Source organism: Rhodanobacter sp. UC4437_H4, from assembly GCF_052978425.1.
This window is the reverse complement of sequence record NZ_CM129673.1, coordinates 40,816-65,247: the sequence shown is the minus strand read 5'-3', so window position 1 is coordinate 65,247 and position 24,432 is coordinate 40,816. Positions and strand designations below refer to the sequence as shown.

Below are 24,432 nucleotides of genomic sequence, written 5' to 3'. Positions count from 1 at the left end.
AGAAGTGAGAGAGATCAAGAGCGGAGGGGGCGGGAGCGCTGGGAGTGTGAGCTTTTCTCTCACTCCTCACTCCTCTTCCCTCACTCCTGCCCCACTGGAATCGCGGTGTATTCGTCCACGCCGAGCGCGCGGTTGATGTTCTGCATCGCCTGCGTCGCGGCGCCTTTCAGCAGGTTGTCCAGCGTGGCCACGATCACCACGCGCTTGCCGTCGGCCGATACGGCGAAGCCGCCGACCTCGGCATGGTGGCGGTGCGCGATGCGGCTGACCCACGGCGCCTCGTCGGTCACGACGGCCAGCTTCTCGCCGTCGTAGGCGGCATGGAAACGCTGCAGCACGTCATCGCGTTTCAGCGGGCGGGTGAGATACAGGTTGGTGGTGACGGTGAGCCCGCGGAAGTGCGGCGCCACGTGCGGCATGAACTCCACTGGCACGCCGAGCCGGAACGAGGCTTCCTTCTCGTGCATGTGGCCGGTGAGCGCGTACGGCATCAGGTTGTCGCGCAGCTTGTCCGGATCGTTCTTGTCCGACGGCGTGGTACCGGCGCCGGAGTAGCCGGAGACGCCGAAGCACACCGGTGGCGCGGCCAGCAGGTCCTTCAGCGGCGCGATGGAGAGCTGCATGGCTGTGGCGTAACAGCCGGGGTTGCTGATGCGCTTCTCGCCCCGCCACTTGTCGCGGGTGAGTTCCGGCAGGCCGTAGTACCACGACGGATCGAAGCGGTAGTCGGCGGAAAGGTCGAGGATCAACGTGTCCGGCTTCGCCGCGTCGATCGCCTCGACGAACGGCGCCGCCTTGCCGTTGGGCAACGCCAGGATCACCACGTCGGCGCCCTGCGCCACCACCGCGGCCGGGTCCAGGCTGGCGTAGCGCAGTTCGCCGGCGAAACCGTCGACGTGATCGGCCACTCGCTGGCCGTCCAGTTCGCGCGAGGAGACGAAGGCCAGTTGCAGCAGCGGGTGCGCCGCGATCAGGCGGATCAGTTCCATGCCGGTATGGCCGCGCGCGCCGACGATGCCTACCGTTTTCCTGTTCGTGTCCATGGCTCAATCCACCAGTGTCGGCTGGCGCTGCGCACAGCGCGCCACGCAGCGGGAGATCGTGTCGAACCCGTCGATGCCGTACCAGAACACCTTCCAGCGCGGCTGCTTGATGCAGCCGTCCGATTCGGCGTAGTAGAAAGGGTTGACCGGATTGCCGTGACGCGAGCGCCAGAACAGCCGCGGATTCTCCTCGCGCATCACCTGCCACACCGCGCGGCCCAGGCCTTCGCCCTGCGCGTCGTCCAGCACGGCGAACTTGTCGAGATACGGCAAGCCGTCCTCCTCGACAAGGATCATCGCCGCGCGGTAGTTCTCGCTGACGTAGATGCGCATCGGCCGGGTGCGCTCGAAATAGTCCGGCACCAGGGTGCGGCCGAAGCTGGACTCGATCAGCCTGCGCATGCGCGCGCGGTCCACGCCGTCCCAGGAGTCGAAGCGCAGCACCTTCTCGCCGCGTCGCACGAGGGTGCCGGAACCCTTGTGGGTGAACAGCTCCTTGGCCAGTTCGGACGGGCGGGTGATCGACACCGACGAGGTCAGCGGCAGGTCGGCCAGCAGGTCGGCGATCTGCTCGATCTTCAGGCGCATGCCACCGTTGATCCAAGGCTGCGCCATCAAGTGATCGAACTCGGTGCTCAGATTGATCGAATCGATCACTTTGCCGTGCTCGTCGAGCAGGCCTCCCGTGCCGGTGAGGAACACGATCTTGTACGGCTGCAGCACGCGCACCAGTTCGTTCGCGGCGAAGTCGGCGTTGACGTTGAGGATCTGCCCTTCGTCGGTTTCGCCCAGGCTGGCGATCACCGGGATGGAGTTCGCGCGCAGGCTGGCCTCGATCGGCGCCAGGTTGATGCTGCGGACCTTGCCGACCAGACCGTAGGTATCGCGGTCCAGGTAGTCGGCCATGAACACGCCCGTCGCCACCGAGGTGGCGCGCGTATCCATCGACTGCAGTGCCTCGACCAGTTTCAGGTTCTGCTGCTGGAACACGCGGCGCACGATGCCGAGCGCCTTGGGCGAGGTCACGCGCAGACCGTCGATGGTGTGCTTCTCGATGCCGGCGGCAGCCAGTTCCTCGTCCAGCTGCGGACCGGCGCCGTGCAGCACGATCGGGGTCAACCCCACCTGCTGCAGGAAAGTCAGCGACGAGGCCAGATCGGCCAGCTCGTCGCGCAGCACGGCACCACCGACCTTGACCACGGCGAAGCGCTTGGCGTCCACCTCGGAGAAGCGCTTCAGGTACTGTTGGATTTCCTTCGCGCTGCCCATGCTGGAGAGCAGGCGCACGATGGTCTTGCGGGTGTTGTGCCTAGCCGTGTCCATTGTTTGTTCCTTGCGCTCATCCATGATCGCGGGGGTCAAAAACCGGCCGTCCCTGGCCGGACTTCTCAACGATTCGATAAACCGTTTGCGCATAGTGTTCGAGTTGATCCAGCGCGACCCACTCGTCGGCGCTGTGCGCCTGGGCGATGTCGCCGGGGCCGTAGACGAAGGCGGTATAGCCTGCGGCGGAGAACAGCGCCGCTTCGGTCCAGAAGTCCACCGCGTTGCCGACCGGGATGCCCAGCTCGTCGGCCACGTCGCGCGCGACCAGCCGGTTCGCCTCGGCGTTGGCGGTATCGCCGGCCGGCAGCGAGGCGCCACGAAAAGTCTCGGCGAACTCCACCGGCGGCGGTTCCACCAGATTGCGGAATCGGATCAGCAGGTGATCCGGATTCATCGTGGGCAAGGCGCGAAAGCCGAAGCGCACTTCCGCCGTCGGCGCGATCATGTTCGCCTTGATGCCGCCCTCGATGCGGCCAATGTTGAAACGCAGGCCGGTGAGGCCGCCGAAGCGCTCGTGCGACTGCGCCGCCACGAAATCCAGCGCCGCGTTGCCCCAGCGCACGGCTTGGTGCAGCGCGCTGTCGCCCGGCTTCTGCTCGCCCGAGGCATGCCCGGCCTGGCCGGCGAAGCGCATCAGCACCGACTGGATGCCGCGATGCGCCAGCACCGCCTCGCCCTTGGTGGGCTCGGCCACGATCACTGCATCGTAAGCGTGCGGTTCGCGCAGGAAGCCGGCGATGCAGCGCGCGTCGTTCGCCTCCTCGTCGGTGGTGAACAGCAGCGCCAGGTCGCCGTGACTGGCATTCGCCACCGCCAGCAGCGCCGCCGCCGCCCCCTTGATGTCGCACGCGCCCAGGCCGATCGCGCGATCGGCAGTGACCCGCAACGCGTGCGGATCGGCCGTCCACGCCGGCGAGTCCGGCACGGTGTCCAGGTGCACGTTGAACAGGACCTTCGGCTCGCCGCGCACCGCGTGCAGGGCCACCGCGCCGGCACCGAAGTCGGTCACCGTCACGTCGAAGCCGGGCAGCTGCGCGCGCAGGTAGTCGAAGATGCCGCCGGTATCGATCGCGCGCGGCGGGTTGCGCGTGTCGAAACCGACCAGCGCCGCCAGGTGCTTCAGCGTGGCATCGAGCAAGGCGCTCATCCGCGATTGACCTCGGCCCACAGCGTGCTGCTCATGCCGAACAGCTTGATGAAACCCTCGGCCTCCTCCACGCCCCAGTCGGCCGACTGCGCATAGGTGGCGCCCTTGGCGTTGAGGATGTGATTCGACTCCACCGCCACCGCGCCGACGCTGCCGCCATTCGTTTCCAGCGTCACCGTGCCGTTGACGGTGGACTGGCTGGACGCCAGGAACGCCTCCAGGTCGGTCTTCAGCGGGTCGTGGAAGAAGCCCTCGTAGACCAGCTCCACCCACTTGCGCGCCACTTCCGGCTTGAAGCGGTTCTGCTGCTTGCTGAGCACGGATTCCTCCAGCGCGCGGTGCGCGGCGAGCAGCGCGGTCAGGCCCGGCGCCTCGAAGATGATGCGGCCCTTCAGGCCGATCGTGGTGTCGCCGGTGTACAGGCCGCGGCCCACGCCGTACTGCGCAAACAGGCCGTTGAGCTTCGCCAGCATGGCGTGCCCTGCAATCGCCTCGCCGTCCAGCGTCACCGCCTCGCCGTTGACGAAGCCGATCTTCACCCGCAGCGGTTTGGACGGCCATTCGGCGCGCGGCTTGCACCAGCCCACCGCGCCGGCGCCGGGCGCCTGCCACCGGTCGATCTCGCCGCCGGACATGGTCAGGCCGAGCAGGTTCTCGTTGATGGTGTACGCCTGCTGCTTGGCGCGCACGCCGAAGCCGCGGTCTTCCAGGTACTTCTGCTCGTAGGCGCGCGTCTGCGTGTGTTCCTTCTGGATCTCGCGGATCGGCGCCACGATCTGGTAGTCGCCCAGCGCCTTCACCGCCAGGTCGAAACGCACCTGGTCGTTGCCCATGCCGGTGCAGCCATGCGCGATCGCCTTCGTGCCGAGTTCGGCGGCGCGCTTCAGCGCGGCCTCGACGATCAGGTAGCGGTCGGACACCAGCAGCGGGTACTGGCCCTGGTAACCCTCGCCCGCCCACACGAACGGCTTGACGAAGCCCGCCCAGATCGCCGGGCCGCCATCGACCGTGACGTGGCTGGCCACGCCCAGCTCCTTCGCGCGGTTCTCAATGAAGGCGCGCTCTTCGGCGTCGACACCGCCGGTATCGGCGAACACCGTGTGCACGGCCCAGCCGCGCTCCTGCAGATAAGGCACGCAGAAGCTGGTGTCGAGGCCGCCGGAAAAGGCGAGGACGATGTCTTTGCTCATGGCTTGCAGATCCTGGAAAGAAATAGGGTCAGGCGGATTCGACGACGACACGCGGCTCGCAGCGCACCGGGAAATTCACGGAATTGGCGATGAAGCAGGCGTGATGCGCCGCCTCCTGCGCCGCTTCGGCCTTGGCCGGGTCGCTGGCGGCAGTGATGGTCACCGTGGGGCGCAGCACCACTTCGACGAAGCGGCCGCCGTCGCCTTCGGTGGCCATCGTGCCTTCGGCGGCATCGCTGTACGCCGTCACCACCACGCCGGCCACGGTGGCCATGTGCAGATACGACAGCATGTGGCAGGTCGACAATGCCGTGACCAGCATGTCCTCGGGATTGTGCCTCGCGGCATCGCCGCGGAACGCGGGGTCGGAGGAACCGGCGACCACCGGCTTGCCGTCGATGCGGATGATGTGGTCGCGGCTGTAGTTGCGGTAGCCGTCTGTGCCGCTGCCGAGGTTGCCGGTCCATTCCACGGCGACGCGATAGTGATGCTGATGATTCACGGTTTCGACTCCTCTTGTCGGGACATCCATGCGGCCAGTTCCGCATCGCCATCGCCGTCGCGCTCGCGCAGCCCGGCGATCACGCCCGCGCGGTTGCGCGCGGGATGATTCTGGCTCAGCTTGAACTTGCCTTCGATGCGGTCGATCGAGACTTCGAGGCCGACGATCGCGCGCAGCGAAGTCTCGATATGGTCGTCCGGCGCGTCGCTGATCTTCCATGGCTGCGGCTGGCCCGCCTCATGGTGGTCGGTCAGGGTTTCCAGCAGACGACGCAGCCACGCAGCGTCGTCGATCACGCGCAGCCGGCCGTGCACGTGCACCACCGCGTAGTTCCAGGTCGGCACCTCGCGCCCGGTCTCGTGCTTGCTGGGATACCAGTTCGGGCTGATGTAGCCGTCCGGACCCTGGAACACCAGCAGCACCTCGGCGCCGTCCAGTCGCGCCAGTTCGTTGCCGCGCGCGACATGGCCGTGCAGCACCTCGCCGACGAGTTCGAACGGCAGGTGATTGGCCGTCAATCCGTCGGCCGCGCGGGTCACCAGCGTGGCGAACGGGTATGCGCGAATCAGCCCGTGCAGGGCCTCGATGCGATTTTCCACAAAATGCTTCGGCGTATACATGGCGGCTCAACCCTGGCCGATCAACGACGCCATCACCGCCTTCTGCACGTGCAGGCGGTTCTCGGCCTCGTCGATGGCGATGCAGGCGGGCGAATCCATCACCGCGTCGGTGGCCTTGATGTTGCGGCGCAGCGGCAGGCAGTGGCTGAACAGGCCGTGGTTGGTGAGCGCCATCTTCGCCTCGTCGACGATGAAGTGCCTGTTCGCTTCGCGCACAGGCTTCTCCTCTTCCCAGCGACCGAAGAACGGCAGCGCGCCCCAGCTCTTGGCGTAGACCACGTCGGCCCCGGTGTAGGCTTCCTCGATGTCATGGCTGACCTTCAGCGAGCCGCCGTTCTGTTCGGCGTTCAGACGGCCAAACGCCATGTAGCGCTCGTCCAGCACGTAGTCGGGCGTCGGGCAAAGCAGGGTCACGTCCATGCCCAGCTTGGTCGCGATCAGCAGCGCCGAATTCGCCACCGCGGTGTTCAGCGGCTTCGGGTGATAGGTCCAGGTCAGCACGTACTTCCTGTTCTGCAGGTCGCCCAGGTGCTCCTTCAGCGCAAGCGCGTGGGCCAGTTCCTGGCAGGGATGGGTGATCGTCTCCATGTTGATCACCGGCACCGTGGCGTAGTGCGCAAACGCCCTGATCACCTTGTCCTGGCGATCCACCGCCCAGTCCTGGAATTTCGGGAACGCGCGCACCGCGATCAGGTCGACGTAACGCGACAGCACCCGCGCCACCTCGGCGATGTGCTCCTCGGTATCGCCGTCCATCACGCTGCCAACCTCGAACTCGATCGGCCACGCGTCCTTGCCCGGCGCCAGCACGATCGCGTGACCGCCGAGCTGGAACGCACCCAGCTCGAAGCTGGTGCGGGTGCGCATCGAGGGATTGAAGAACAGCAATGCGATCGACTTGCCGGCGAGCTGCTGGCCGCGCGGCGAACGCTTGAACGCGGCAGCCTGTTCCAGCAGCGCGTCGATCTCGGCGCGGCTGTAATCCTGGGTGGTCAAGAAATGCCGAATGGTCATGAAGTCGATGCCTTATTGAAGAGTCCGGCCATGGATGGCCGGGGTGTTGCGGATGGATCCGCGTGAAATAAACACAAAAAACCCGGCACAAGGGCCGGGTTTGTCGTCGATGCACAAGAAACGCGTGCGACTGCCTACCCGGCCGGATGTCGAGTCATCGGTCGGCGCGCACGCGACGTCATGCCAGCGGCCGCGCGGGCGCTGGTAAGTACGGTGGCGGTATAGACGGCTGAAGACATGCGATGTTCCGGGTGGTCGGCGGCTATCATGGCGAGAATTTCGCTGCCATGCAACAAAAATCTGCGCCAGGTCAGTGCCTGTCCGGCAAGTATCGGCGTCTGAAAAAAATCGCCGCCCGAGAGGGGCGGCGGGATGGATGAGCGGAAGTCGGGATCAATCCACCGGGGTGACGGAAACCCGCACGCGCAGGCGTTCGCCCGGATCGTAGTCCAGCCGCGACATGTAGACCTCGCCGCGATAGCGATATTCCACGTCGTAGCCGATGATCCGGCGCTGCTCGCTGACCGTGTTCACCTCGCGGCACTGGGTCTGCGTGCTCTCGTAATCGCGACCGCGCGTGCTGCGGTTGCCGATCGCGCCACCGGCCACGGCACCGGCGACCGTCGCCGCCTTGCGCCCGTCGCCCTTGCCCACGGTGTTGCCCAGCACGCCACCGATCACCGCGCCCAGCACCGTGCCGGCGGTGCTGTTGCCGCCCTCGTGGCGCACCACCTGCTGGTCGTAGCACTCCTGCCGCGGCACGTTGGTGCGCGTCACGCCATGCACCGGGTCGGCGCGCAGCACGTCGGCCCAGCCGTAGTGGGCATTGCCGTCATCGTTGGGGTACGGCGCATTCTGCGCGTGCGCGCCGGCTGCCATCATGGCCAGCACCAACGCGGAAACCCATAGCTTGACCATGACCTGCTCCCGTGATGCACGTTCCACGCCACGCGCGGACTGGCAGCATTGCAGCAAATTCACTATGAATACACGCTTAGGCCGGACCGGCCTGTTCAGCCGTGGCGACCGTTTGCCGCAAGGCCGACGGCATCACGGATCGCCGGGTCCGGCCAGGAGCGGGCGATCCGCCGGGCACGAGCGGCATCGTCGCTTGTTAAGATGCGCAACCTGCCCCGCCCGACCGCCGACTCCCTCGCGGATGTGACCGATGCCGATTTCGCTCTACAACAGCCTGACGCGCCGCACCGAACCGTTTGTTCCGCTGGATCCCGCGCGCGTCACGATGTACCTGTGCGGACCGACGGTCTACAACTACGTTCACATCGGCAACGCGCGCGGGCCGGTGGTGTTCGACGTGCTGGCGCGGCTGCTGCGGCGGCACTACCCGCAGGTGGTGTATGCCCGCAACATCACCGACGTCGAGGACAAGATCAATGCCGCGGCATTGGCCGAAGGCGTGCCGATCTCGATCATCACCGAGCGCTACGCGCGCGCCTATCGCGAGGACATGGCCGGACTGGGCATTGCGCCGCCGGACCTGGAGCCGCACGCCACCGCGCACATCGGCGCGATCATCGCCATGAACGAGGCGCTGATCGCCGGCGGCCACGCGTACGCGGCCGAAGGCCATGTACTGTTCGACGTCGGCTCGTACCCCGACTACGGCGCGCTCTCCGGCCGCGACACCGAAGAGTTGATCGCCGGCGCACGCGTGGAAATCGCGCCATACAAGAAGAACCCCACCGATTTCGTGCTGTGGAAGCCCTCCACGCCCGAACTGGCCGGCTGGGACAGCCCGTGGGGGCGCGGTCGCCCCGGCTGGCACATCGAGTGCTCGGCGATGTGCGCCGCGCAACTGGGCGAGACCATCGACATCCACGCCGGCGGCGTCGACCTGCTGTTCCCGCATCACGAGAACGAGATCGCGCAATCCACCTGCGCGCACGGCGGCAAGACCTTCGCGCGCTGGTGGATGCACAACGGCATGCTCACCTTCGACGGCCGCAAGATGTCCAAGTCGCTGGGCAACGTGCTGCTGGTGCACGAGCTGCTGAAACTCCACCCGCCCGAGGCGCTGCGCCTGCGCCTGCTCAGCGGCCACTACCGGCAGCCGCTGGACTGGTCCGACGGCGCCATCCAGCAGTCGGTCAGCACGCTGGACGGCTGGTACCGGGTGCTGCGCGACCTTGCCGACGTGGCGATCGACGCATCGCGGCTGCCCGTGCCGGCCGCCGTCGAAGCGGCGCTTTGCGACGACCTCAACACGCCCCTGGCGCTGGCCGAACTGGCCGTGCTTGCAGACGCCGCGCGCCAACACGGCACGCCCGCGGCCAAGGCCGATCTGCTCGGCGGCGGCGCCCTGCTCGGCCTGCTGCAGCAGGATCCGGAAGCATGGTTCAAGCACTCCGGCGGCGTGCACGTGGATGCCGCGCAAGTCGAGGCCTTGCTGGAAGCGCGTCGCGTCGCCCGCAGCGCCCGCGATTTCGCCCGCGCCGACGCGATCCGCGACGAGCTGGCCGCGATGGGCGTGGTGATCGAGGATGGTGCACAGGGCACGCGGTGGAGCATCGCCAAGGCCTGACGGCCATGCCGGAGCGGGTTTCATTTCCCGCCCTGCTACGCGCGATAATGGCCGCATGAATATCGCCGCCAGCAGCACCGACCAGGCCCAGCAGGAAATCGCCGAAGAGTTCGCCTTTCTCGGCGACTGGAGCGAGCGCTATCAGTACCTGATCGACCTCGGGCGGCAATTGCCGCCGTTTCCCGAGGAGTGCAAGACCGAAGCTTGGCGCGTGCACGGCTGCCAGTCGATGGTGTGGCTGGTGCCCAGTGGCGATGCGTCGTGCATGCACTTCGAAGCCACCAGCGACTCCGCCATCGTCTCGGGCCTGATCGCGCTGGTGCTGCGCGTCTACTCCGACCGCCCGGCCGCGGAGATCGTGGCCACCGAACCCGGCTTCGTCGGCACGATCGGCCTGGCCAAGCACCTTTCACCCACCCGCTCGAACGGCCTGACGGCGATGCTGGCGAAGTTGAAGGGATACGCCGCGGCAGCGGCGGGACAAAAGTGAGCAAGGAAGGGAAGCGAGCAAAGAGAAGCGAGGAATGAGAGAAGGCAACGGCGTGTCGCGCTCCGGCTCCTCTCCCACTCATCTTCACTCGCTCCTAGCAAAAAGCCCCGCTCGAAGCGGGGCTTTTTGCTGCATCGCGAAGCGGCGCGCCTTGCTCAGTCCCCCATCTGCTTCTGCAGATGTTCGCGGCGTTCCTGGGCGTCGAGCGAGAGCGTGGCGATCGGGCGCGCGTCGAGGCGGTCGACGCCGATCTCCTCGTCGGTCTCCTCGCAGAAGCCGTAGCTGCCTTCCTCGATCCGGCGCAGCGCCTTGTCGATCTTGGAGATCAGCTTGCGATAGCGGTCGCGGGTACGCAGCTCCAGCGAGTTCTCGGTTTCGCGGGTGGCGCGTTCGGCTTCGTCGCCGACGTCCCGCACTTCCTCGCGCAGGTTGTCCATGGTCTGGCGCGACTCTTCCACCAGCTGGTCGCGCCATTCACGCAACTTGTTGCGGAAGTAGGCCAGGTGTCGCGGGTTCATGTACTCCTCGTCGCTGCTCGGGCGATAACCCTTGGGCAAGGAGATCGTGCTGGTGGAGGGCAAGGCGTATCGCCCGTCTTCACGGGTGACGCCGCTGTCTAGAGTTTTTGTTGCCAGTTTATTCATTGGGGACGACGAATTCTTCGATTTCTTGTGGGAGGAAGCATGATTCCCGGGAGCGCTGACCATGGCCGTGGCGCTTGCCACCTTGCCCTTGAAAAGCCTGCTCGCGGGTGAAGGAGAATGGTGGATGGTCGCCGCGACCGGCTCCGGTCGTGCCGCGTGGGTTGCCGGCGCCTTGGCTGCCGGTGCCGCCGGTTTGGCGGCCTTGCCGTGCACCGGCCGGGGCGCCGACTTCTTCGCCGCGGGCTTCGCCGCGACCTTGCTGGCCGGTGCCTTGCCCGCTGCAGCCTTCCCGGGCGATACCTTCTTCGCGGGAGCCTTCTTCACTGCGGGATGCTTCACGACGGGATGTTTCGTCACGGCCTTTTTGACAACGACCTTCTTCGCCGGCGCTTTCTTCACCGCAGCCTTGCTCGCCGGCGTCCTGCCCTTGGCGGCCTTGCTGCCCGCCGCGGCCTTCTTGGCCGGTGCGTGGGCAGTCGGCCTGGAGGCCTTGGTGTGTGGCGCAGCCTTCTTCGGGGTGGCCTTGCTGGCGGGTTTCGCGGCGGCCCGTGCAGGGGACTTCGCGGCGACCTTGGCAGCCTGCCCCTTGCCTGCCACCGGCTTCGACTTGACGGCCTTGGTGCCAGCCTTGTTGGGCGTCTTGCCCTTGTGCGCCTTGGCGGCGGTCGAACTCGCTTTGGTCTTCGCCATATCCCTTCACCCTGATTGGCCTTGGGGGCCGCGTGTTATAGCCGATGCATTCAACACCGGCAAGCCTGCTTCTGGAATACTTGTACCACTACATGGCGCACGCCGCTTCGGTATCCGTGAACATCCTCTCCCGATTCATACTGTGGTTGCTTGGTTTGTACAAGCGCTGGCTCAGCCCCCTGCTTGGCCCTCGCTGCCGCTTCCACCCCAGTTGTTCCGATTATGCACGGATTGCGGTCATCCGCTTCGGTCCGTGGCGGGGCAGCCTGCTGGCCGCATGGCGACTGCTGCGCTGCCAGCCGCTGTGTCCCGGCGGAGAAGATCCGGTGCCGGAACATTTTCATTTTGCGAGTTGCCGCGACCACGACGCGCCGCGTGATCCGGATGTGCCGCACTCCCGCTGACGATCGCGCGGCCTAACCGATGGAACCGTAGCCGCCTTCCACGCCCTTGCTGGCATAGGCAACGGCGTCGTGCGGATGCAGGCTCTCCTGGTGTTCCACCCGGATGTGGAAATCGCCGAGGCGGTCGTCGGCATCGAGTGCCTTCTGGATGCGCCGGGCGGCGTCCTCGCAGAACATCAGGTTGCCGCCGTTGGCCAAGGCGAAGGCTTGTTCGTCCTCGCGCTTTACCGCGGTCTGCACCGGCGTGCCGAGCGCGCTTTCGACCCGATCGATCAGCCCGACCAGATGGAAGCCGGCGTCGGCCGCCGGGCGAACGCGCAGGCGCGCCACGCTGCGCTGCGCATGGGCGGCGGCCACGATGCCCTTCTCGCTGCCCAGCCACGCCAGCACGGCGGCATGATCGAGCGCCTCGCCGGGCGCAAAATCGTGAATGAACTGGTCCTGGATCAGCTGCCGCGACAGCGCCGCCGAGGCCGGGCAAGTCGACGAATAGACCACCTCGGTGCCGAACTCCAGCAGGAACTGGTCGCCAACCAGACTGGCCTCGATGCACACCGGATAGGCGCGCCAGCCGCTGTTCGCGCTCTTCAGCGCCGGCCGGCGCACGAGGTGTTCGAAGCGGATGCTGAGGCAGGCGCGGTCGGACAGATCCTGGTGCGAGTCGAGGAAGCCGCGCAGCAGCGAGCGCAGCATGTCGGCGCTCAGGGTCTGCGTGCTCAACGCCTGCTCCACCTGCAGGTACAGCCGCGACATGTGGATGCCGCGCTTGTCCGGTCGCTTGAGATTGACGAAGGCACCGACGCGGGCACTGGAGCGCTGCGTTTGTCCATCGCCCGCGTCGAACAATACCGGCACCTGGATCTCGGCCATGCCGACCCAATCCAGCGCACCGGCAAGATGCGGCTGTGCGTGGACGGCCACGTCGGGGAGCAAGCGGGCGGTGTTTTCCTGGCTGGGCATGGAGGAGATCCTGGCATCGGCGCGACGAGCCGCCGCGAAACCGCCAATCTTGGGGCAAGGCGGCCACCTCACAATGGTGTCGCCACGGAAACGCTGCGTCCGCTCGCGCAAAACTACTGTGTCTGGCGCCGCCATGCACGGGCGGCCTGCCACGCCCGCCACGGCGTCGACCACGGCGTGCGCGACCAGTCGGCCTGCAACACGGCCAGTGCCTCGTCGGCATGCAGCGCGCGGCGCGCCAGCGCGCAGGCCTGACGCGACTCGAGTGCACGAAACACGCTGAGTGGCCCGCCCAGCGCATCGGCAGCGCGCCAGTCGCCGAGCAAATCCTGCAACTGCGCCCGGATCGCCTGCTGCCGCGGTGCGCAAGGCTTGCGCAGTTGCGCGCGATCCAGCCCGTGGCGTGCCAGCCGGGCCATCGGCAGTGGCAGGCGGTCGCGTTCGGCGTCTGCGTCCAGGTGCAACAAGGCATGCAACAAGTGATTGAGCACGGCCACCCGGGTCGCGCGCTCGGGCGAGGCCGCGGCGCCATACCACCATGCCGTCTCCAGTGCGGCCAGCGCACCGTGCAGCGGCATCGCCGCCTGCAGTTGGTCGGCGTAATCGGCCGCCGTGCCCTGCTCCAGCTGCGCCATCGCCGCCAATACCGGCGCCAGCCACAGCTCCGTGGCGATCGCGTGAGCGCGTTCGTCATCGAACAGCACCTGGGTGAGCGGATGCCGCCCGCCGCTGGCCGCCGCACCGGCCAGTTCCTCCGCCCACCAGCCGAGCTTGGCGGCGGCCACCTGCGGCTCGCGGATGCCGTAAGCCGCGCTCAGCAGCTCCTGCTCCAGCGCGGCCAGCGCCACGTGGCCCGGATGGCGGCGGCCGTCGACGAAGGCCAGCGCCACGCGCTGCTGCGGCTGCGCGGCCAGCCATTTGTCGATGAAGCCCTGCAACACCGCGTTCTGCCCAGCTGGTTCGCTCATGCCGTCGCCGACTCCAGTCGCAGCAACTCGGCCAGGGCGGCGGGCCGATCCAGCACGACATCGGCGCCCCAGGCGTGCGGATCGCCGCCGTCGAGGTAGCCCCAGCTCGCGGCCACGGTGAACACGCCCGCCGCTGCGCCGGCCTGCACGTCGCGGCGATCGTCACCGACGAACAGGCACTGGCCCGGCACCAGTCCTGCGCGTTCGCAGGCCAGCAGCACGGGTGCCGGATCGGGCTTTTTCACCGGCAAGGTGTCGCCGCACACCACGGCGGCGGCGCGCGTCGACCAGCCGATCCGGCGCAACAGTTCGTCGGTCAGGAATGCCGCCTTGTTGGTGACGATGCCCCAACGCAGGCCTCGCGCTTCCAGCCGCGCCAGCAGGTCGTCGACCCCGTCGAAGGCGCGCGTGTCGCGGGCCATCACCTGCTCGTACAACTGCAGGTAGCGCGGCACCAGCGCCTCGATCACCGCCTCGCCGCGCGAGGCGAACGCGCAACGCAGCACCGCGCGGGCACCGCGCGAGACCACCTCGCGCACGGGCGCGTAGGCGGGCGATGCCACGCCCTCCTCGGCGCACTGCGCCTGCAGCGCGGCGTACAGATCGGGCGCGCTGTCCAGCAAGGTGCCATCGAGATCGAACAGGACGCCGGCGACGGATGGAGGCAGCGGCTTGCTCATGCCGGCTTCTGCGCGCAAAGCACGTAATTGACTGCCGTGAGACGGCTCAAGCGTGCCTCGCGGCGGAACGGGTTGTAGGCCAGGCCGCTGACGTCTTCCAGCTCCAGCCCCGCGCCGCGCAGCAATCGCGACAATTCGGAGGGCTTGAGGAATTGCGCGTAGTGGTGTGTCCCGCGCGGCAGCATGCGCAGCAGGTATTCGGCGCCCAGGATCGCCGCACCGAACGCCGCCGGCGTGCGATTGATGGTGGACATGAACAACCGTCCGCCGGGCTTGAGCATCGCGGCCAGGTCGGTGACCAGCGCCGCCGGATCGGGCACGTGCTCGATCAGCTCCATGCAACACACCACGTCGAACGACGCCGCTTCGGCAGCCGCCAGCTCGGCGGAGGATTGCACCCGGTAATCGACCTGCAGGTTCGACTCGTGCAGGTGCAAGCGGGCGATGTCGATCACCTTCTCGCCCAGATCGATGCCGGTGACGTGCGCACCGGCACGGGCCAGCGATTCGCTGAGCAGGCCGCCGCCGCACCCGACATCGGCCACGCGGGCACCGCGCAGTTCCGCGCGTGCCGCGATGTAGGCCGTGCGCACCGGATTGAGGTCGTGCAGCGGTCGCGATTCGCCGTCGGGGTCCCACCAGCGGGACGCCAGCTGGTCGAAGCGGGCGATTTCGGCGGGGCTGACATTGGCGGCGGTCATGTTCGAGTCCACGTTGAATCCACGAATTTATTGAAAAGTGCGGCCATGGATGGCCGCCTCTTGATTTTCGCGCTTATGGATGAGCGCAAAAGTCAAGACGCCTGCCATTCGTGCACCGTGATGTCCCAGCCGCCACTGACATGCGCGGGGTCGCGCTGCACCAGCGCCGTTGCCTCGGCGAGGTCGGCCGCGTGCAGCAGGTAGGCACCGCCGGACTTGTCGCCGAAGCCGCCGGATAGCTCCACCTTGCCCTCGCCGCGCAACTGGTCCAGATAGGCCAGATGCTGCGGCACCACGGCCGCGTCGAACTGCGGCCGGCGGATCAGCAAAACCAGGTAACGATTCATCGGAAAACTCCCACTCAAGTTGCGGCGATCCGCTCGCGCCAGGCGCGCGCTCGCGCCAGGATCGCCGCGGTATCCATGTCGATCAGCTCGCGCGCGGCCAGCTTGCGGTGCCCGGCGATCCACACGTCGGTAACCTGCTGGCGGCTGCACGCATACACCAGTTGCGAGGCGACGTGGAACAGCGGCTGGGTCTCCAGGTCGCTCAGGCGCACGGCAGCCAGGTCGGCCTGCTTGCCGGGTTCGATCGAGCCGATGCGCGCTTCCAGCCCGATCGCCCGCGCGCCATTGAGCGTCGCCGCACGCAGCGCAAAGGCGGCGTCGAAGGCGGCGGCGTCCTGCGCCACCGCCTTGGCCAGCTGCGCCGCCGTGCGCATCTCGCCGAACATGTCCAGGTCGTTGTTGGAGGCGCAACCGTCGGTGCCGATCGCCAGGTTCGCGCCGGCGCGCCGGAACTGCTCCGCCGGGCAGAAGCCGGAGGCGAGCTTGAGGTTGGATTCCGGGCAATGCACCACCGAGACACCGGCGCTCGCGCAGGCGGCGATCTCGCCCTCGGTGACCTGGGTCATGTGCACCGCGATCAGGCGGTCGTTGACCAGGCCCAGGCGCTGCAGGCGCTGGAACGGGCGCAGGCCGCTCTTTTTCTTCTCTTCCTCGATCTCGTGCGCGGTCTCATGCAGGTGCAGGTGCACCGGGATGTCGAGCTGGTCGGACTGCAGCCGGATGCGCTCGAAGCTCTCGTCGGAGACGGTGTACGGCGCATGCGGCGCGAACGCAGTGCTGACCAGCGGATCGCCGCGGAAGCTGTCATGCACCTCGCCGGCGCGCGCGAAATACTCGTCCTGGCTGTTCGCCCAGGCGGTGGGGAACTGGATTACCGGCAGGCCGACCACCGCGCGGAAGCCCAGCTTGCGATAGGTCGCGCCGATCACGTCGGGGAAGAAATAGTTCTCGTTGGCGCAGGTGGTGCCACCGCGCAGCATCTCGGCCACGGCCAGTTCCACGCCGTCGCGCACGAACTCCGGGCCGATCACCCTGGCCTCGGCCGGCCAGATGTGCTGCTGCAGCCAGACCATCAGCGGCAGGTCGTCGGCGAGGCCGCGCAGCAGGGTCATCGGGTTGTGCGTGTGGCTGTTGACCAGGCCGGGGATCAGCGCGTGCTCGCCCAGTTCGACGCGCTCGCGCGGCGCATAGGCGGCGCGGGCCTCGTCGATCGGCAACAGCGCCACGATGCGCTCGCCGTCGATGGCCACGGCGTGGTTTTCCAGCACCACCGCATGCGGCTCGACGGGCACCACCCAGCGCGCCTCGATCAGCAGGTCGATGGATTGCGGGGTGGTCTGGGTCATCGTTCACTCACTATGCAAGGGGTGGATGCGAGAAGGGGCGGCACACCCCTCGATGGTGCCCGCCCCGTGTTCGTCATCCCGGCCAAAGCCCGGATCCCATGTTGCTGCGGTTGCTTGTGCGCAGGATGAGGCGTGCTGCGCACGAGTGTTTCACTGGACCCTGCCTGCGCAGGGATGACGAACCGGCAAAGGCGCGGGCATGGCCCGCGCGCCGGTTCGTCACTTGACGCGGCTGTCGTATTCGCCGGTGCGGGTGTCGACCTTGATGACTTCATCCTGGCCGACGAACAGCGGCACGCGCACCACCGCACCGGTCTCCAGCGTGGCCGGCTTGCCACCGCCGCCGGAGGTGTCGCCGCGCACGCCCGGGTCGGTCTCGACGATCTTCAGCTCGACGAACTTCGGCGCCTGCACCGCCACGATGTTGCCGTTGAACAGGGTGACCACGCACTCCTCTTCGCCCTTGAGCCACTTCCACGCATCGCCCATCGCGGCCTGCGTGGCCGGCACCATCTCGAACGTCTCCATGTTCATGAAGTGCCACAGGCGGTCCTTGCCGATGCCGTCGATGAAGGACAGCTGCATGTCGGTGTCGGTGACGTCGGCCTCCTCGAACGAGTCGCTGGACTTCAGCGTCTGCTCGGTGGTGCGGCCGTCCTTCAGGTTGCGGATGCGGATGCGGGTGAACGCCTGGCCCTTGCCCGGCTTGATGAAGTCGGCCTCGGTGATGATCCAGGGATCGCCGTTGTGGAGGATCTTCTTGCCCGTCTTGACGTCGTTGAGGCCGAGGGTCGCCATGCGCTGTCTGCTCCAAAGGTAAAACCGCCCCGCAGGACGGCTAAAATGGGTATCTTTTCACGGGCCAAGAGGCCCGCCGAAGGCTCTCCATGATAACCGCAAGCCCCAGTGCCCGCCTATCGTCGCCTGCAACCGACTGGCGCGAGCTCTGGCGCAACGCCATCACCGACCCTGCCGAACTGCTGCAGGCGGTGGGCCTGGGCGACCGCACCGACCTGCTGCCGCCGGACGACGCCGGCTTCGCCCTGCGCGTGCCGCGCGGTTTTGTCGCGCGGATGCGCCGCGGCGACCCGCGCGATCCGCTGCTGCTGCAGGTGCTGCCCCAGCGCACCGAACATGACCGGGTCGCCGGCTTCACCCTCGACGCCGTGGGCGACCTCTCGGCCAAGGCCGGCCACGGCATGCTGCACAAGTACGACGGGCGCGCGCTGCTGATCGCCAGCGGCAGCTGTGCGGTGAACTGCCGCTACTGCTTCCGCCGGCACTTCCCGTACGGCGAGGAAATCGCCGCCGCCTCGCACTGGCGCGAGGCGCTGGAGCGGCTGCGCGCCGACCCGTCGATCCGCGAACTGATCCTCTCCGGCGGCGATCCGCTGTCGCTGGCCACGTCCAAGCTGGAGGAGCTGACCCGCGGCCTGGCCGAGCTGCCGCAGGTGATCCGCCTGCGCATCCACACGCGCCTGCCGGTCGTTCTGCCCGAGCGGGTCGATGACTCCCTGCTGGCCTGGCTGGCCGGCCTCCCGCTGCAGAAGGTGGTGGTGCTGCATGCCAACCATGCCAACGAACTCGACGCCGGCGTCGACGCGGCCTGCGCCGCCTTGCGCGAGACCGGTGCGACGTTGCTGAACCAGTCGGTGCTGCTGCGCGGCGTCAACGATGATGCCGACGCGCTCGCCAACCTTTCCGAACGCCTGTTCGCCGCCGGCGTGCTGCCCTATTACCTGCACCAGCTGGATCGGGTCCACGGCACCGCCCATTTCGAGGTGGCCGACGACACCGCGCTCGCGCTGCTGGACACCCTGCGCGCGCGCCTGCCCGGCTACCTGGTACCGCGACTGGTACGCGAGGTGGCGGGCGACCCGGCCAAGCGGCCGCTGTGAGCCGCCACCGGCCAGGTCCGGGGCTGCCGCACCGGTGGCGAGCGACAACGGAATCCGCTACAAACACTCATTGCCATCGACCATGCGGACCCGTCAAGGGCGCCCGCCCTGCCCGGAACCCACGCCCCGCCCCATGAAAAAAGACTTCGTCATCAAGATCCTGTTCGTCGAGAACTCCCTGGAGGAGGCCGAACAGATCATCAGCCTGATGCGCAACAGCGGCATCGCGGTGCGACCGGCGCGGGCCACCAACATCGAGCAGATCCGCTCGGCGGTGGGCGAGCTTGAGCCTGACGTGGTGATGTTCGACCCCTCGGTCACCGACGTCAGCCTGGACGAAACCATGGGCGTGATGGAGGCCTCCGGCCGCGATTTCGCGCTAGTAGGCCTGGTCAGCAACATGGACAACGAACTGGTCGCCGACCTGTTCGTGCATGGCGCCCGCGGCGTGGCCTCGCGCACCCACCCCAAGCAGCTCATCGCGGTGCTGAAGCGCGAATTCGAATCCCTGCACACGCGCCGCCAGGTGCGCTGGCTGCACACCGCGCTGCGCGAAACCGAGCGCCGCTGCGACGCCCTGCTCGACTCCTCCACGGACGCGATCGCCTACGTGCACGAGGGCATGCACGTGCGCGCCAACCAGGCCTACCTGGACACCTTCGGCTACGAGAGTTTCGACGACCTGCTGGGCATGCCGCTGCTGGACATGATCGACTCGGCCAATGCCGATGAGATGAAGGCGCTGCTGCGCGGCCAGGCCCACCAGGGCAAGTTCCCGGCCCAGTTGCCGTTGCGCGCGCGTCGCGCCGACGACAGCCGCTTTGATGCCACCGTGGAGTTCGCCCCGGCGACCTTCGAGGGCGAGCGCTGCCTGCAGATCGTGTTCCGCCGCCAGGTCGTCGACCCGGCCGTGCTGGAACAGCTGCAACGCGACCCGGTCACCGGCCTGTACAACCGCCAGCACATGCTGGCATGCATCGACGATGCGGTGACCGAGGCAGCCAAGGGCAAGAAGGGCCAGTCGCTGCTGCTGATCGAACCGGACAACTGGGCCTCGCTGGTCAGCGGCATCGGCCTGGGCAAGACCGATGAACTGCTGGCCGGCTTCGCCGGGCGCATCCGCATGCTGCTGGGCGCCACCGACATCGCCGGCATGCTCGCCGAGCACACTTTCGGCGTGGCCCTCGACTCGCGTTCGGACGAGGCGATCCGCGAGTGGATCGCCAAGCTGCAGCACAGCGTCGGCAGCGAGATCTTCGATGCCGGCACACGTTCGCTGACGGTCACCGCCAGCGTCGGCGGCAGTCTGCTCGGCGAGAAGAACGCCAACAGCGAGCTGCTCCTCAACCAGGCCAGCCACGCCTTGCGCACCGCGCAGAACCTGGGCGGCAGCCAGGTCGAACTGCACGACCCGGCGGCGCGGGAGAAGGCCGACGAGGAGCGCGAGCGCTACTGGCTGGACCTGCTGCAGCAGGCGCTGGCCAATAACGGTCTGGTGCTGTATCACCAGCAGACGATCAGCCTGCAGGACGCCGAGGGCGAGTTCTCCGAGATTCTGCTGCGCATGAACGGACCGCAGGGCGAGGTGCTGCCGGGCTTCTTCATGCCGATCGCCGAGAAGCACAACCTCACCGGGGCGGTCGACCGCTGGGTGCTCGACCAGGCCATCCGCATCCTGCAGGCGCGCGAGCCGCAGGGACAGCCGACCACGTTCTTCATCAAGCTCACCGCCGCCTCGCTGCAGGACGACAGCCTGTTGCCATGGCTGAAGGAGCGCCTGGGCAAGGCCGGGCTGAAACACGGTCGCCTGGTGCTGGAGATGACCGAAAGCAAGGTGATGACGCTGCTGCGACCCGCGCAGGAGTTCGTCAACGCGTGGAAGAAGATGGGTGGCGGCTTTGCACTGGAGCAGTTCGGCTCGGGCCTGAACTCGTTCCAGCTGCTGAACCACATCGACGCCGACTACCTCAAGATCGACCGCAGCCACATGGCCGACCTGCCGCAGCATGCCGACAGCCAGAAAAAGGTCGCCGAGATCTGCCAGCAGGCACACGAACTGAAGCGCCTGACCATCGCCGAGTGGGTCGAGGACGCCACGAGCACGTCGCTGCTGTTCGCCTGCGGCGTCGACTTCGTGCAGGGCAACTTCCTGCAGGTGCCGCAGCGGCTGGAATGAATGCTGCCTCGGGACCCGGGGTTCGGGATCCGATCGCAGGAACATCAGGCGGTATTCGCAGAATGGCCGGAATCAAACAGCAAAAACCCCCGGGGAGCGATCCGCGGGGGTCTTTTCATGCAGCCTTCGCAGCGAGGATTACTCGGCAGCGGCAGCCGCCTTGGCGTTCGCCTTGGCGGCGGCAGCGGCGGCGATGTCTTCCTTGATGCGGGCGGCCTTGCCTTCCAGGCCACGCAGGTAATACAGCTTGGCGCCGCGCACCTTGCCCTTGCGCTTCACCGAGACCGAGTCGATGGTCGGGCTGTGCGCCTGGAACACGCGCTCCACGCCGGTGCCGTGCGAGATCTTGCGCACGGTGAAGGCCGAATGCAGGCCGCGGTTGCGCTTGGCGATGACGATGCCCTCGAACGCCTGCACGCGCTCGCGGTTGCCTTCCTTCACCTTCACGTTGACCACCACGGTGTCGCCGGGGCCGAAGTCCGGCAGCTGGCGGGTGATCTGCTCGGATTCGAACTGTTCAATGATCTTGTTCATGGCGCACCTGTCGGTTCACTTTTGCGATATCAAGGCTGCGGCCGTCACTCGACCGCATCGTCTTGCCGTGTCGACTGCCCGGAGGCATGTTCACGGCGAAATTCATCCAGCAAGGCCCGGGATGCCGCATCCAGGCCACGCTGCGACAACAAGTCCGGGCGGCGCAGCCAGGTGCGACCCAACGATTGCTTGAGGCGCCAGCGGGCAATTGCCGCATGGTCGCCGGACAGCAACACCGCCGGTACCTCACCCAGCGCATCCTGCACCGGTTTTCCGTAATGCGGACAATCCAGCAGGCCATCGGAGAATGAATCCTGCTCGGCCGACTGCGCGTCGTTCAACGCGCCATCCTGCAAGCGCCCTACCGCGTCGATGACCACCGCCGCGGCAAGCTCACCGCCGGACAGCACATAATCGCCGATGGAGAGCTCCTCGTCGACCTCGTGCGCCAGCAGGCGCTCGTCCACACCTTCGTAACGTCCGCAGAGCAGGCCGATGCGCGGCAGCTTCGCCAGCGCCTCCACCCTGCCCTGCGTCAGCCGCGCTCCCTGCGGACTGAGATAAACCAGATGCACCGGTTCCGGTGCCGCCTCGCGCATCACCTTCAAGGTGGTGCGCAAGGGCTCGATCATCATCACCATGCCCGGACCGCCGCCATACGAGCTGCTGTCCACGCTGCGATGCTTGTCGGTGGCGTAGTCGCGCGGGTTCCAGGCTTCCACCTGCAGCAGCTCGCGTTGCTGCGCGCGTCCCACCACACCGACGGCGGCGCACTGGCGCACGAAGTCGGGAAACAGGCTGACGACATCGATGCGCATGACCCTTGATCCTCTGCCCACAAGCCGGCGACGTCAGAATTCGGGATCCCAGTCCACCACCATGCGCCCTGCGGACAAGTCCACCGAACGCACATACGACCCCTGGACAAAGGGGATCAGCCGCTCGCGCGTACCGTCCCTGACCACCACGACATCGTTGGCGCCGGTGGCGAACAGGTGGCTGACCCGCCCCAGCTCCACGTTGTCCGTGGTGACGACATCGAGTCCTTCGAGGTCGACCCAGTAATACTCGCCCTTCGCCGGGGGAGGCAGCTGTTCGCGGGCGACATGGATGTCGGTACCGATCAACGCTGCCGCCTGGTCCCGATCGTCCACCCCGGGCAACTGGGCCACCATGCCCTTGCCCTGCGGTCGACCTTTCACGCCGGAGACCTCTCTTTCCGTGCCTGGCGCTGCACCGAGCAGCCACGGCTGGTAATCGAAGATCCGCATGCGCGGCTCGGCGAAGGATTCGATCTTCAGCCAGCCCTGCACGCCATACAGCCCGACGATGCGCCCGATCAGGACGCGCCGACCGGCTGTCGTCATGCTCAGGCGGCCGGCTGCTGCTTGCCGGCTTCCTTGACGAGGGCGGCGACCTTGTCGCTCATCTGCGCACCCTTGCCGACCCACTCCTGCACGCGCGCCACGTTCAGCTCCAGACGCTTGTCCTTGCCGGAGGCGACCGGATTGTAGAAGCCGACGTTCTCGATGTTGCGGCCGTCGCGCTTGCTGCGCTGATCGGTCACCACGACGTGGTAGAACGGACGGCCCTTTGCGCCACCGCGCGAAAGACGAATCTTGACCATGGTAAAACTCCGGAAATTGCCGAATCAGCGGCAGGCGCACGAGAGTCGTGCGCGGGAAACGGGGCATTTTAGCGGATTTTCGGGAAAAGGGAAGGCTTGGGAAGGCAGGAGTGAGTGGAGAGGAGTGGGAAACGAGAGAAAGCCAGCTCGGCGCTCCACTCTCGTTTCTCGCTCCTCTCCGCTCGTTTCTCGCCTTCAGCGCATCGGCGGCAGCCCGCCCATGCCACCCATGCCCTTCATCGCGCCGCGCATCTGCCGCATCAGGCCCTTGCTGCCGCCCTTGCCCAGCTTGGACATCATCTTTTCCATCTGCATGTACTGCTTGAGCACCCGGTTGACGTCGGCCGGCTGGGTGCCGGAGCCCCGCGCCACGCGGGCACGGCGCGAGCCGTTGAGCAGGTCCGGGTGGCGGCGCTCCTTGCCGGTCATCGAGTTGATGATCGCGATCATCTTCTTCATTTCGCCGTCATTGACCTTCGACTTCACGCTGTCAGGCAGGCTGGAGACGCCGGGCAGCTTGTCCAGCAGGCCGGCCAGGCCGCCCATGTTGCCCATCTGCTCCAGCTGATCCTTCATGTCGTTGAGGTCGAAGCGCTTGCCCTTCATCACCTTCTGGGCCAGCTTCTGCGCCTTGTCCTGGTCGACCTTGCGCTCGACCTCCTCGACCAGGCTCAGCACGTCACCCATGCCGAGGATGCGCTGGGCCAGGCGGTCGGGATGGAATGGTTCAAGCGCGTCGGTTTTCTCGCCGGCACCGAGGAACTTGATCGGCTTGCCGGTAACGTAGCGCACCGACAGCGCCGCGCCACCACGGGCGTCGCCGTCGCTCTTGGTCAGGATCACGCCGGTCAGCGGCAGCGCCTCGTCGAACGCCTTGGCCGTGTTGGCCGCATCCTGGCCGGTCATCGAATCGACCACGAACAGGGTTTCGATCGGCGTGATCGCGGCGTGCAAGGCCTTGATCTCGGCCATCATCGCCTCGTCCACATGCAGGCGGCCGGCGGTGTCGACGATCAGCACGTCGACCAGCTCGCGCCGCGCGGCGGCGATGGCGTCCCTGGCGATGCGCAACGGGTCCTGGCCCACCTCGGAGGGGAAGAACTTCACCCCGACCTGCCCGGCCAGCGTGCGCAGTTGCTCGATGGCGGCCGGACGATAGACATCGCAGCTGACCACCATCACTTTCTTCTTCTTGCGCTCGGTCAGCAGCCGCGCCAGCTTGGCGACCGTGGTGGTCTTGCCCGCGCCTTGCAGGCCAGCCATCAGCACCACCGCGGGCGGCTGCTGGGCCAGGTTCAATTCGGTGTTGGCGATGCCCATCACCATGGTCAGCTCATCGCTGACCACCTTCACCAGCGCCTGACCGGGCGACAGGCTGCGCGCCACTTCCTGGCCGACCGCGCGCACCTTGATGCGCTGGATCAGCGCCTGCACGACCGGCAAGGCCACATCCGCCTCCAGCAGCGCGATGCGCACTTCGCGCAGTGCTTCGCGGATGTTCTCGTCGGTCAGCCGGCCGCGACCGCGCAGTCGGTTGACGGTGGTGGCAAGGCGTTGGCTGAGCGACTCGAACATGGCGAAAC

27 protein-coding genes are annotated in these 24,432 nt (G+C 67.2%); 6 read left to right on the top strand and 21 right to left on the bottom strand.

Annotation, left to right across the window (positions count from 1 at the left end):
* Window positions 1-80: 80 nt before the first annotated feature.
* From argC to ACVCL3_RS00335, 7 genes are read right to left on the bottom strand one after another with little or no spacing between them, the layout of a single operon-like run.
* Complete coding sequence (gene argC / locus ACVCL3_RS00365; RefSeq protein WP_447100147.1) at window positions 81-1,043, bottom strand: N-acetyl-gamma-glutamyl-phosphate reductase; 963 nt, start codon at window positions 1,041-1,043, stop codon at window positions 81-83.
* Window positions 1,044-1,046: 3 nt separating this feature from the next.
* On the bottom strand, window positions 1,047-2,366 hold the full coding sequence (locus ACVCL3_RS00360; protein WP_447100146.1) for an acetylglutamate kinase: 1,320 nt from the start codon (window positions 2,364-2,366) through the stop codon (window positions 1,047-1,049).
* Window positions 2,367-2,382: 16 nt separating this feature from the next.
* Window positions 2,383-3,516, bottom strand: a complete 1,134-nt coding sequence (locus tag ACVCL3_RS00355) for an acetylornithine deacetylase (protein ID WP_447100145.1) — start codon at window positions 3,514-3,516, stop codon at window positions 2,383-2,385.
* The gene (locus ACVCL3_RS00350; protein ID WP_447100144.1) at window positions 3,513-4,706 is read right to left on the bottom strand and encodes an argininosuccinate synthase; all 1,194 of its coding nucleotides are present in this window, start codon (window positions 4,704-4,706) and stop codon (window positions 3,513-3,515) included. Before ACVCL3_RS00350 ends, ACVCL3_RS00355 begins: the two co-directional genes overlap by 4 nt.
* Before the next feature lie 28 nt (window positions 4,707-4,734).
* Entirely contained in the window at window positions 4,735-5,208 is a 474-nt protein-coding gene (locus tag ACVCL3_RS00345; protein WP_447100143.1) for an OsmC family protein, read from the bottom strand.
* Window positions 5,205-5,828: an FMN-binding negative transcriptional regulator gene (locus tag ACVCL3_RS00340; protein ID WP_447100142.1), complete on the bottom strand. Its 624-nt coding sequence runs from the start codon at window positions 5,826-5,828 to the stop codon at window positions 5,205-5,207. Before ACVCL3_RS00340 ends, ACVCL3_RS00345 begins: the two co-directional genes overlap by 4 nt.
* Before the next feature lie 6 nt (window positions 5,829-5,834).
* Window positions 5,835-6,842: an N-acetylornithine carbamoyltransferase gene (locus tag ACVCL3_RS00335; protein ID WP_447100141.1), complete on the bottom strand. Its 1,008-nt coding sequence runs from the start codon at window positions 6,840-6,842 to the stop codon at window positions 5,835-5,837.
* 242 nt (window positions 6,843-7,084) lie between these two features.
* Here ACVCL3_RS00335 and ACVCL3_RS00330 point away from each other — a divergent pair, with 242 nt between their 5' ends.
* Complete coding sequence (locus tag ACVCL3_RS00330; RefSeq protein WP_447099560.1) at window positions 7,085-7,222, top strand: hypothetical protein; 138 nt, start codon at window positions 7,085-7,087, stop codon at window positions 7,220-7,222.
* Window positions 7,223-7,235: 13 nt separating this feature from the next.
* On the opposite strand, the gene ACVCL3_RS00325 is transcribed toward ACVCL3_RS00330, so the two are convergent.
* The gene (locus ACVCL3_RS00325) at window positions 7,236-7,760 is read right to left on the bottom strand and encodes a glycine zipper 2TM domain-containing protein (protein ID WP_395119164.1); all 525 of its coding nucleotides are present in this window, start codon (window positions 7,758-7,760) and stop codon (window positions 7,236-7,238) included.
* A 250-nt stretch (window positions 7,761-8,010) separates the two neighbouring features.
* Here ACVCL3_RS00325 and cysS point away from each other — a divergent pair, with 250 nt between their 5' ends.
* Both cysS and ACVCL3_RS00315 read left to right on the top strand, forming a co-directional pair.
* Window positions 8,011-9,384, top strand: a complete 1,374-nt coding sequence (gene cysS / locus ACVCL3_RS00320; protein ID WP_447100140.1) for a cysteine--tRNA ligase — start codon at window positions 8,011-8,013, stop codon at window positions 9,382-9,384.
* 55 nt (window positions 9,385-9,439) lie between these two features.
* Window positions 9,440-9,874 carry a SufE family protein gene (locus tag ACVCL3_RS00315; RefSeq protein WP_447098644.1) on the top strand — a complete coding sequence of 145 codons (435 nt, stop codon included), beginning with the start codon at window positions 9,440-9,442 and terminating at the stop codon, window positions 9,872-9,874.
* A gap of 155 nt (window positions 9,875-10,029) precedes the next feature.
* Here ACVCL3_RS00315 and dksA read toward each other — a convergent pair whose 3' ends face one another.
* Window positions 10,030-11,208, bottom strand: coding sequence for an RNA polymerase-binding protein DksA (gene dksA, locus ACVCL3_RS00310; protein ID WP_447100139.1), 1,179 nt, complete (start codon window positions 11,206-11,208; stop codon window positions 10,030-10,032).
* A 122-nt stretch (window positions 11,209-11,330) separates the two neighbouring features.
* Between dksA and yidD the strand changes: the two genes are divergently transcribed.
* Window positions 11,331-11,612, top strand: a complete 282-nt coding sequence (gene yidD, locus ACVCL3_RS00305; RefSeq protein ID WP_447107260.1) for a membrane protein insertion efficiency factor YidD — start codon at window positions 11,331-11,333, stop codon at window positions 11,610-11,612.
* Between the two features lie 12 nt (window positions 11,613-11,624).
* Here the strand turns inward: yidD and folE2 are convergent, their stop codons facing one another.
* The 7 genes from folE2 to efp form a co-directional block, all read right to left on the bottom strand.
* Window positions 11,625-12,572, bottom strand: a complete 948-nt coding sequence (gene folE2 / locus ACVCL3_RS00300; protein ID WP_447098642.1) for a GTP cyclohydrolase FolE2 — start codon at window positions 12,570-12,572, stop codon at window positions 11,625-11,627.
* 113 nt (window positions 12,573-12,685) lie between these two features.
* Window positions 12,686-13,540, bottom strand: coding sequence for a phytoene synthase (locus ACVCL3_RS00295; RefSeq protein ID WP_447098641.1), 855 nt, complete (start codon window positions 13,538-13,540; stop codon window positions 12,686-12,688).
* On the bottom strand, window positions 13,537-14,220 hold the full coding sequence (gene gph, locus ACVCL3_RS00290) for a phosphoglycolate phosphatase (protein WP_447098640.1): 684 nt from the start codon (window positions 14,218-14,220) through the stop codon (window positions 13,537-13,539). Before gph ends, ACVCL3_RS00295 begins: the two co-directional genes overlap by 4 nt.
* On the bottom strand, window positions 14,217-14,921 hold the full coding sequence (gene ubiG, locus ACVCL3_RS00285) for a bifunctional 2-polyprenyl-6-hydroxyphenol methylase/3-demethylubiquinol 3-O-methyltransferase UbiG (RefSeq protein WP_447098639.1): 705 nt from the start codon (window positions 14,919-14,921) through the stop codon (window positions 14,217-14,219). Before ubiG ends, gph begins: the two co-directional genes overlap by 4 nt.
* A 92-nt stretch (window positions 14,922-15,013) precedes the next feature.
* Window positions 15,014-15,268, bottom strand: a complete 255-nt coding sequence (locus ACVCL3_RS00280; protein WP_395119180.1) for a YciI family protein — start codon at window positions 15,266-15,268, stop codon at window positions 15,014-15,016.
* A 14-nt stretch (window positions 15,269-15,282) separates the two neighbouring features.
* Entirely contained in the window at window positions 15,283-16,614 is a 1,332-nt protein-coding gene (locus tag ACVCL3_RS00275) for a TRZ/ATZ family hydrolase (protein WP_395119182.1), read from the bottom strand.
* Window positions 16,615-16,833: 219 nt separating this feature from the next.
* The gene (gene efp / locus ACVCL3_RS00270; protein ID WP_136258394.1) at window positions 16,834-17,412 is read right to left on the bottom strand and encodes an elongation factor P; all 579 of its coding nucleotides are present in this window, start codon (window positions 17,410-17,412) and stop codon (window positions 16,834-16,836) included.
* Between the two features lie 89 nt (window positions 17,413-17,501).
* On the opposite strand from efp, the gene epmB reads away from it, so the two are divergent.
* Together epmB and ACVCL3_RS00260 are read left to right on the top strand one after the other, a co-directional pair.
* Window positions 17,502-18,512, top strand: coding sequence for an EF-P beta-lysylation protein EpmB (gene epmB / locus ACVCL3_RS00265; RefSeq protein ID WP_395119184.1), 1,011 nt, complete (start codon window positions 17,502-17,504; stop codon window positions 18,510-18,512).
* 133 nt (window positions 18,513-18,645) lie between these two features.
* Entirely contained in the window at window positions 18,646-20,688 is a 2,043-nt protein-coding gene (locus ACVCL3_RS00260) for an EAL domain-containing protein (RefSeq protein ID WP_395119186.1), read from the top strand.
* Between the two features lie 138 nt (window positions 20,689-20,826).
* Here ACVCL3_RS00260 and rplS read toward each other — a convergent pair whose 3' ends face one another.
* The 5 genes from rplS to ffh all read right to left on the bottom strand — a co-directional run bounded on the left by rplS (window position 20,827) and on the right by ffh (window position 24,424).
* Window positions 20,827-21,222: a 50S ribosomal protein L19 gene (gene rplS / locus ACVCL3_RS00255; RefSeq protein ID WP_395119188.1), complete on the bottom strand. Its 396-nt coding sequence runs from the start codon at window positions 21,220-21,222 to the stop codon at window positions 20,827-20,829.
* Window positions 21,223-21,266: 44 nt separating this feature from the next.
* Window positions 21,267-22,040: a tRNA (guanosine(37)-N1)-methyltransferase TrmD gene (trmD, locus tag ACVCL3_RS00250; RefSeq protein ID WP_447098637.1), complete on the bottom strand. Its 774-nt coding sequence runs from the start codon at window positions 22,038-22,040 to the stop codon at window positions 21,267-21,269.
* A 33-nt stretch (window positions 22,041-22,073) separates the two neighbouring features.
* Window positions 22,074-22,589 (bottom strand): ribosome maturation factor RimM, encoded by a 516-nt coding sequence (rimM, locus tag ACVCL3_RS00245; protein WP_447098636.1) that lies wholly within the window; start codon window positions 22,587-22,589, stop codon window positions 22,074-22,076.
* A gap of 2 nt (window positions 22,590-22,591) precedes the next feature.
* A complete protein-coding gene (gene rpsP / locus ACVCL3_RS00240; RefSeq protein ID WP_395119195.1) occupies window positions 22,592-22,849 on the bottom strand; it encodes a 30S ribosomal protein S16 in 258 nt (85 codons plus the stop codon).
* Between the two features lie 195 nt (window positions 22,850-23,044).
* The gene (ffh, locus tag ACVCL3_RS00235; RefSeq protein ID WP_447101549.1) at window positions 23,045-24,424 is read right to left on the bottom strand and encodes a signal recognition particle protein; all 1,380 of its coding nucleotides are present in this window, start codon (window positions 24,422-24,424) and stop codon (window positions 23,045-23,047) included.
* Window positions 24,425-24,432 lie beyond the last annotated feature (8 nt).

Excerpts from the sequence above, each read along its gene's own strand:
- argC (WP_447100147.1), bottom strand. The coding sequence starts at position 1,043 with ATGGACACGAACAGGAAAACGGTAGGCATCGTCGGCGCGCGCGGCCAT.
- ACVCL3_RS00360 (WP_447100146.1), bottom strand. The coding sequence starts at position 2,366 with ATGGACACGGCTAGGCACAACACCCGCAAGACCATCGTGCGCCTGCTC.
- ACVCL3_RS00355 (WP_447100145.1), bottom strand. The coding sequence starts at position 3,516 with ATGAGCGCCTTGCTCGATGCCACGCTGAAGCACCTGGCGGCGCTGGTC.
- ACVCL3_RS00350 (WP_447100144.1), bottom strand. The coding sequence starts at position 4,706 with ATGAGCAAAGACATCGTCCTCGCCTTTTCCGGCGGCCTCGACACCAGC.
- ACVCL3_RS00340 (WP_447100142.1), bottom strand. The coding sequence starts at position 5,828 with ATGTATACGCCGAAGCATTTTGTGGAAAATCGCATCGAGGCCCTGCAC.
- ACVCL3_RS00335 (WP_447100141.1), bottom strand. The coding sequence starts at position 6,842 with ATGACCATTCGGCATTTCTTGACCACCCAGGATTACAGCCGCGCCGAG.
- ACVCL3_RS00330 (WP_447099560.1), top strand. The coding sequence starts at position 7,085 with ATGTTCCGGGTGGTCGGCGGCTATCATGGCGAGAATTTCGCTGCCATG.
- ACVCL3_RS00325 (WP_395119164.1), bottom strand. The coding sequence starts at position 7,760 with ATGGTCAAGCTATGGGTTTCCGCGTTGGTGCTGGCCATGATGGCAGCC.
- cysS (WP_447100140.1), top strand. The coding sequence starts at position 8,011 with ATGCCGATTTCGCTCTACAACAGCCTGACGCGCCGCACCGAACCGTTT.
- ACVCL3_RS00315 (WP_447098644.1), top strand. The coding sequence starts at position 9,440 with ATGAATATCGCCGCCAGCAGCACCGACCAGGCCCAGCAGGAAATCGCC.
- dksA (WP_447100139.1), bottom strand. The coding sequence starts at position 11,208 with ATGGCGAAGACCAAAGCGAGTTCGACCGCCGCCAAGGCGCACAAGGGC.
- folE2 (WP_447098642.1), bottom strand. The coding sequence starts at position 12,572 with ATGCCCAGCCAGGAAAACACCGCCCGCTTGCTCCCCGACGTGGCCGTC.
- ACVCL3_RS00295 (WP_447098641.1), bottom strand. The coding sequence starts at position 13,540 with ATGAGCGAACCAGCTGGGCAGAACGCGGTGTTGCAGGGCTTCATCGAC.
- gph (WP_447098640.1), bottom strand. The coding sequence starts at position 14,220 with ATGAGCAAGCCGCTGCCTCCATCCGTCGCCGGCGTCCTGTTCGATCTC.
- ubiG (WP_447098639.1), bottom strand. The coding sequence starts at position 14,921 with ATGACCGCCGCCAATGTCAGCCCCGCCGAAATCGCCCGCTTCGACCAG.
- ACVCL3_RS00280 (WP_395119180.1), bottom strand. The coding sequence starts at position 15,268 with ATGAATCGTTACCTGGTTTTGCTGATCCGCCGGCCGCAGTTCGACGCG.
- ACVCL3_RS00275 (WP_395119182.1), bottom strand. The coding sequence starts at position 16,614 with ATGACCCAGACCACCCCGCAATCCATCGACCTGCTGATCGAGGCGCGC.
- efp (WP_136258394.1), bottom strand. The coding sequence starts at position 17,412 with ATGGCGACCCTCGGCCTCAACGACGTCAAGACGGGCAAGAAGATCCTC.
- epmB (WP_395119184.1), top strand. The coding sequence starts at position 17,502 with ATGATAACCGCAAGCCCCAGTGCCCGCCTATCGTCGCCTGCAACCGAC.
- ACVCL3_RS00260 (WP_395119186.1), top strand. The coding sequence starts at position 18,646 with ATGAAAAAAGACTTCGTCATCAAGATCCTGTTCGTCGAGAACTCCCTG.
- rplS (WP_395119188.1), bottom strand. The coding sequence starts at position 21,222 with ATGAACAAGATCATTGAACAGTTCGAATCCGAGCAGATCACCCGCCAG.
- trmD (WP_447098637.1), bottom strand. The coding sequence starts at position 22,040 with ATGCGCATCGATGTCGTCAGCCTGTTTCCCGACTTCGTGCGCCAGTGC.
- rimM (WP_447098636.1), bottom strand. The coding sequence starts at position 22,589 with ATGACGACAGCCGGTCGGCGCGTCCTGATCGGGCGCATCGTCGGGCTG.
- rpsP (WP_395119195.1), bottom strand. The coding sequence starts at position 22,849 with ATGGTCAAGATTCGTCTTTCGCGCGGTGGCGCAAAGGGCCGTCCGTTC.
- ffh (WP_447101549.1), bottom strand. The coding sequence starts at position 24,424 with ATGTTCGAGTCGCTCAGCCAACGCCTTGCCACCACCGTCAACCGACTG.